This is a genomic window from Aneurinibacillus tyrosinisolvens, from assembly GCF_001015055.1.
GTDB lineage: Bacteria > Bacillota > Bacilli > Aneurinibacillales > Aneurinibacillaceae > Aneurinibacillus_A > Aneurinibacillus_A tyrosinisolvens.
This window is the reverse complement of the sequence record NZ_BBWZ01000090.1, coordinates 1-5,528: the sequence shown is the minus strand read 5'-3', so window position 1 is coordinate 5,528 and position 5,528 is coordinate 1. Positions and strand designations below refer to the sequence as shown.

5 protein-coding genes and 1 other annotated feature are annotated in these 5,528 nt (G+C 46.4%); all 5 genes read right to left on the bottom strand.

Going from position 1 to position 5,528, the window contains the following annotated elements; genetic code table 11:
• Window positions 1-87: 87 nt before the first annotated feature.
• The gene (rplT, locus tag MBEAL2_RS28205; protein WP_047155510.1) at window positions 88-447 is read right to left on the bottom strand and encodes a 50S ribosomal protein L20; all 360 of its coding nucleotides are present in this window, start codon (window positions 445-447) and stop codon (window positions 88-90) included.
• Window positions 448-477: 30 nt separating this feature from the next.
• Entirely contained in the window at window positions 478-678 is a 201-nt protein-coding gene (gene rpmI / locus MBEAL2_RS28200; RefSeq protein ID WP_047155509.1) for a 50S ribosomal protein L35, read from the bottom strand.
• Window positions 679-703: 25 nt separating this feature from the next.
• The gene (gene infC / locus MBEAL2_RS28195) at window positions 704-1,282 is read right to left on the bottom strand and encodes a translation initiation factor IF-3 (protein ID WP_082130248.1); all 579 of its coding nucleotides are present in this window, start codon (window positions 1,280-1,282) and stop codon (window positions 704-706) included.
• Window positions 1,248-1,377 (bottom strand) — a sequence feature (ribosomal protein L20 leader region). Its footprint overlaps the gene before it by 35 nt.
• An 86-nt stretch (window positions 1,378-1,463) precedes the next feature.
• Window positions 1,464-3,695, bottom strand: a complete 2,232-nt coding sequence (locus MBEAL2_RS28190) for a GGDEF domain-containing protein (RefSeq protein WP_236693048.1) — start codon at window positions 3,693-3,695, stop codon at window positions 1,464-1,466.
• 113 nt (window positions 3,696-3,808) lie between these two features.
• A partial coding sequence (thrS, locus tag MBEAL2_RS28185; protein ID WP_047155508.1) for a threonine--tRNA ligase occupies window positions 3,809-5,528 on the bottom strand: 1,720 nt, incomplete at its 5' end.

Here is a 5,528-nt window from a genome sequence, read left to right as displayed (position 1 = left end):
TTATTCTTACCCCCTGCAGGCAATACATCCCTCTATATAGCAAAAAAAAGACTGGTTGATTGCTCAACCAGTCTTTTTGTTTATTGCTTACGCATTCAGCTTTTCTTTTGCTGTGTTAGCAAGTTGTGTAAATGCTTCTCTGTCGTTTACTGCCATATCAGCAAGCATTTTACGGTTTACTTCTAAGCCAGCAGCTTTCAAACCGTACATGAAACGGCTGTAAGAAAGACCGTTCATGCGGGCAGCAGCATTAATACGAGTAATCCACAGTTTGCGGAAATCACGCTTTACCTGACGACGGTCACGGTAAGCATAAAGCAAAGATTTCATAACCTGTGCGTTTGCTGATTTAAATAAACGGTGTTTTGAACCGAAATAACCTTTAGCAAGCTTTAATACCTTTTTGCGGCGATTGCGCGCAACGTTTCCACCTTTAACTCTTGGCATCTATGTTCCCTCCTAGATCTTCAATAAAAATTACTTCATGTACGTAAGCATTTGAGCAATGCGCTTTTGGTCTCCGCTGGATACAATGGCACCTTTACGCAGGTTACGCTTGCGCTTTTGAGACTTGTGCTCCAGAATATGGCTTGTGTAAGCATGTGAACGCTTCAGTTTCCCGCTTCCCGTTCTTTTGAAACGCTTCGCAGCTCCACGGTGAGTTTTCATTTTAGGCATGATATAAATCCTCCAATCCTAATGGTTACTTATCGTTTTTCGGCGCAAGAATCATAATCATGCTGCGCCCTTCCATTTTCGGCTTGCGTTCAACAATAGAAAGGTGTTCTACTTCTTTGGCAAGCTTTTCCATAACATTTTGCCCGATTTCAGAGTGTGTAATCGCGCGGCCACGGAAACGAATGGTTAACTTAATTTTGTTTCCATTCTCTAAAAACTTAACTGTATTACGCAGTTTTGTTTGAAAATCATGGTCTTCAATGGTGGGTGATAAACGAATTTCTTTAATCTCCACCACTTTTTGATTCTTCCGTGATTCTTTCTCTTTTTTCTGCTGTTCGTATTTGTACTTCCCATAATCCATGATACGGCATACAGGCGGCTTTGCAGTTGGTGAGATGTTTACCAGGTCAAGGTCCTTCTCCTGCGCCATTTGGAGTGCTTCACGGAATGGAAGAATACCTAACTGCTGACCTTCAGAATCAATTACACGAACCTCACGAGCACGGATTTCCTCATTGATTAAATTATCTTTGCTAATAGCCTGCCACCTCCATAATAATCTGAACCAAAAGCAAAAAATGCGGGCGCACTGCGCCCGCATCTCATTCCATAAAAGAAAAATTTAATGGATAGCTACCTGTCAACAATCGCTGTCGCGTCAATCAGGTGAGAAGCGGGACGCTTCTGCTTTGGATTCCGTATATTCAATACTTATAACAGTATATCCTATATATTTTGCTTCGTCAAGCTCTTTCCTTTACGAATTCATCTTGAGCAGCTGCCTATCCATCTATAAAAGAAATCCCCGGCACCTGTTTGGCCGCTTTTTTCACCCGCGCAGCCATCTCCGCCACCTGGTTTGGGGTTTTATATTGGCCTGGCCGGCAGTGGACGCCGGCCAGCGAAATAGAAAGCAGTCCGCCTTCGGATACCGCGTCAACTCCCTCTACAATATCCCGGAAGTAAGAGTCAAAATACATTCTAATATAAGAAACAATTTCTTCTATATACGAGGGGAGCGTAATAATAATAAAATCATCCCCTCCAATATGGCCGAGGAAGCTTGCCTTCGCTCCGCTTACCCGAATGGCCGTCCCCATCATTTGGGCGGTCCGGCGGATAATTTCGTCGCCTGTTTCAAAGCCGTATTGGTCATTAAACCATTTAAACCGGTCAAGATCGCAGTACATGACCGTGAAATCCTCGCTTTTCTTGAGCCGGGAAATAATCTCCCGCTCTATCCTTATATTTCCCGGCAACCCGGTTAAAGGATTGGACACAGCGGCGATTTCCAGCTTCGCCTTGGCCAGCATATCGAGAAGGCTTTGTACGGATACGACGCCCGAATACTTGCCGTCTTCCGTTACAATAATGACATCATAAAGGTGGAACGATTCGCGTTCGACCGCCAGTTTAGCGACCTGTTCAATATTTTGCCGCCTGTCCACAATAAGCGGGCTGTGGTTCATAATTTGGGAGACGGATTTCTCGTAATACAGAGGAATCCCATACTGGCCGCCGAGAACCTGGTACAGCTGAAAACGCATAATAAGCCCAATCGGTGTTTTATTGCGGAGAACCACAACGTTGTCTATTCTCGTATTCCTTTCAAATAGATGGTGGACTTCTCTGACAAGTGTCTCTTCGGTAACACAAATCGTCGTCGTGATAATATCTCCGACTTTACTTGTAGGTTCCTCGATAATCGCCGGCTCCCTCTCCTGCTCCAGCCGCTTAATGCAGTCAATCGCCTCGTCCGCGATCATAGAGAAGCCCCGTTTAGGGCGGCCCAGGAGAAATCCCTGACCGTAATCGACTCCCATCTTTATTAATGCTTCAAGCTCACTCTTCGTTTCGATGCCTTCACCGATAATTTTGCACTTTACCTTATTAGCGAACTGGACAAACGTTTCGACGAGCGCCTGTTTGACCGGATCCGTGTCGATATTACGAATCAAAGCCATATCCAGCTTGATATAATCCGGGTAAATCTCGGCAATCGCTTCCAGGCTCGAATAGCCTGCTCCCGCATCATCCACTGCGATTAAATAGCCCTTCTTCCGGTACTCCTGAATAATGTCACGGAAGGACGCGAAGTTTTTTATCGCATGCCGTTCAGTAATTTCAAATACGATATTGTGTGGGTTTAAATGATATTCCTCGAATAGCTTAAAAATCCGTCCACGCAGGAAAAACGGATCATCGATCGCACGCGCATCCAGGTTAATAAACAATTTGTGAGACTGATTTAACCCTTCTAGCTGTTCTACTGCTTTTCTTCGGCACAGCGTTTCCAGTTGGAAGCTTTTATCTGTTTTTTTCGCAAAGGAAAACAGCGTATCCGGAGAATAAAAAGGAGTTTCCTCCGGCCCGCGCACGAGTGATTCCCAGCCAAGCGGAAGACCTGTCTTCAACGAGACAATCGGCTGAAGCACCATATGGATATCCGCCTCTTCCATAATCCTGTGAAACTGCTGCACCTGTTTAAATTCTTGAGACATCACGCCATACTTTGCCATCTGGCTCGCAACTTTCACCGAGGAATACATTTCTTTTGCGATGTCGTCGCCTTTAATCTTTGCATATCCGATATGTACGCTTACTTTATTCATATGAGAGTAGGTAATTTGCCGGTTCAAACGCTCTTCCACTTCCTGCTTTAGCGCAATGGACAGCTCATGCAACTCGTGCTCATTACAGCAAGTATCCCAAGAGAGGTAAACAGCGTAGTCGTCTGCCCATAGCTTTTGCACGGCAATAAGCCGCGTCGGCAGATGAAGGATGTGGCGGCAGGCGGCGAGCAGAATATTATCCATATGTTGAAGAACACGCCCGGCTACGATATTGCCGAATTTCGCCTCGATTTCAGACAACTTGATAATGTCGAGATATAGAAGGATAACGTCCCGCGAATAGGCCAGTTCATCCTCAAGCAGCTTTTTGACCTGCGCACGCTGGTCCGTATAAACAAACGGTGTTTTTTTCTTTATAAGTGGTCTAATAAAAGACAGCACGTACAATCCTTCCTCTCCTGCAACCTTCTTCCATTATGACAGTCGAACGTTAATTCTATGTAAAATTGTTGTAAAAAGAGGCCTCCCTGGTGAAAGGGAAGCCTCCTTATTCCTTAGTATTTCTTTGTTTCGATTTCATCGACGATCATATTGATAACGTCATCCACTTTTTTAACCCCAAGGTCTCCTTCACCGCGGCGGCGGACAGAAAGGGAATCTTCCTCCATTTCTTTGTCACCGATAACGAGCATGAACGGAACCTTGTTAACCTGCGCTTCCCTGATTTTGTAGCCGATTTTTTCGTTGCGGCTGTCCACTTCAACACGAATGCCTCTCTCCAGCATTCTTTCTTTCACCTTCTCCGCGTACTCTGCATGCGGTGCGGCAATCGTAATGAGCTTTGCCTGTACCGGAGCAAGCCATGTAGGGAATGCGCCCGCGAAGTGCTCGGTCAGAATGCCGATGAAGCGGTCAATTGAACCGTAAATTGCACGGTGAATAACAACCGGGCGGTGCTTCGCATTGTCCTCCCCAATGTAGTTTAAATCGAATCGCTCAGGAAACTGGAAGTCAAGCTGGATAGTCGCGCACTGGTGGCTCCGCTTGATTGCATCCCGGATATGGAAGTCGATTTTCGGGCCGTAGAACGCACCGTCTCCTTCGTTTACCTGGTACTCGATTTTCATCTCGTCAAGCACCTTCTGCAGGGAGCCTTCCGCTATGTTCCACAGCTCATCACTGCCCATTGAGTCTTCCGGTCTTGTAGACAGCTCAACTGTGTAGGGGAATCCGAATACGCCGTAAATTTTGTCAACGAGTTCGATAACGTTTTTAATTTCTGCCTCGATTTGATCCGGGCGGAGGAAGATGTGCGAATCATCCTGTGTGAATGTCCGCACCCGAATCATCCCGTTGAGCGCACCGGAGAACTCGTGGCGGTGTACCTGGCCGAATTCAGCCATACGGATGGGAAGATCGCGATACGAGTGCGTTTTATTTTTAAACACAAGCATATGGCCCGGGCAGTTCATCGGTTTTAAAGCGAATTTCGTGTTGTCCACTTCGGTGAAATACATGTTCTCATGGTAATGATCCCAGTGGCCGGACTGTTCCCACAGGCGCTGGTTCATAACGAGCGGTGTTTTTACCTCTTTATATTCCCGCTGCACCTGCAGCTCACGGGCATAGTATTCAAGTTCGTTGCGGATAATCATTCCATTCGGAAGATAGAACGGCATTCCCGGCGCTTCCTCGGAGAACATGAATAGTTCCAGTTCTTTTCCTAATTTACGATGGTCGCGTTTGCGGGCCTCTTCGAGGAAATGCAAATACTCGTCAAGCTCCGATTTTTTTGACCAGCTTGTGCCATAAATGCGCTGAAGCATCTGGCGGTCCGAATCCCCGCGCCAGTATGCACCGGCAACGCTCATTAGCTTAAACGCTTTAAGTTTTCCTGTGGACGGCACGTGCGGCCCACGGCACAGATCGAAAAACTCGCCCTGATGGTACATCGAAATCTCTTCACCTTCAGGAAGCTCAGAGATGATCTCTATCTTGAGGTGATCGTTTAACTTCTTATAAATATCGAGCGCTTCTTCCCTTGAAACGACTTTACGCTCGATCGGCAGATTTTCGTTGACAATCTTCTGCATTTCTTTCTCGATTTGAGCCAGCATTTCTGTTGTGATCGTTGTATCGGTGTCAATGTCGTAGTAAAAACCGTCCTGAATGACCGGCCCGATACCGAGGCGTACGTTTTCATCACCCAGGATGCGTTTAATCGCCTGGGCCATTAAGTGGGCAGTACTATGGCGCAGTACTTCAAGTGCCCCC

Coding starts and splice junctions, on each gene's coding strand:
- infC (WP_082130248.1), bottom strand. CDS start 1,282: ATGCGGGCGCAGTGCGCCCGCATTTTTTGCTTTTGGTTCAGATTATTA.
- rpmI (WP_047155509.1), bottom strand. CDS start 678: ATGCCTAAAATGAAAACTCACCGTGGAGCTGCGAAGCGTTTCAAAAGA.
- rplT (WP_047155510.1), bottom strand. CDS start 447: ATGCCAAGAGTTAAAGGTGGAAACGTTGCGCGCAATCGCCGCAAAAAG.